Genomic DNA, 951 nt, shown 5'->3' with positions numbered 1-951 from the left:
TTGTCCAATTTCCCATCAGCGCGACAATCATCGCCCAAAGCGCGGGCCAACCTATCAAGTTAAGTTACTTGGTGACGGTGGGGGGAACTACCGTGGCGTCAGAGGTTCAGGTACTGACGGTTCAGGCTGCCCCTCTGTTGGTTTTGCCGCAGCCATTAATTAACCGTCTGGACCCTGGCGCTACCTTGGTCTTGAACAGTTTTAATGGGGATGCTAGAGCATCTGTGGTGCCATGGGGTGGGATTCAAGCAGGGCAAGTCGTGTGGCTGACAATGATTAACGGTGCGAGGGAGCTGAAGGTATTGGATGGCTATCTGATCAGCGAAGGGGAAGTAACGAGAGGTTTAATGGACAAGCCGGTATCGCGCGATTGGATAGCGGGAGTGCCAAATAATACTAAGATCGAAGTAAGGCTTTATGTAGGTCAGGCAGGCAGCACAAACATAGAAACCGCTAGGGCGTCGCCGTCAACATTTTATACCGCAGATACTCGGTTTAATCCGCCGGTTATTACCCGTGCGATCATCGTTTCAACGGGTAATAGTGTCCCTAACGGGGGATCGTACGCTGCTGCATTAGGGTATGGCGTGTTGTTTTCTGGAACCTGTGACGCTCGTCCCTATCATCGGAACGTTAGGTTGGGGACGCCCGAGGGCGGAGGCTATACGCTGACTATTACCCCAGGCACTACGAATTGGGAGCGCTGGACAGGTTTTCATCTGTTGAATCAATGGTATAACGTGGCAATGTACGAACTTGAAGGCGGTCAAAATGTGAGCTCTAATGTCATACGGTGGTTCAGGGTATAAGTCATAACTATATAATCGGGACAGTCCTACTCAACCGTAGGCTGTCCCTTTTTATCACCCATTCAAATCTTCCAATGACTCGCCGTCTTCGCCAACCGCTGCCGCATCGCATCCACATTCCCCGCCAACTGCAACGTCAACA

The 951-nt window shown here is 51.3% G+C and carries 1 pseudogene; it reads left to right on the top strand.

Annotated elements, in window-relative coordinates:
• Positions 1-809: pseudogene (locus tag E0F99_RS29885) on the top strand (hypothetical protein); the annotation flags it as partial.
• Positions 810-951: the final 142 nt, after the last annotated feature.

It is taken from the genome of Pseudomonas antarctica, assembly GCF_900624995.1.
GTDB lineage: Bacteria > Pseudomonadota > Gammaproteobacteria > Pseudomonadales > Pseudomonadaceae > Aquipseudomonas > Aquipseudomonas antarctica.
The sequence above is the reverse complement of the archived record's forward strand: the minus strand, read 5'-3'. Positions and strand labels throughout refer to the sequence as shown.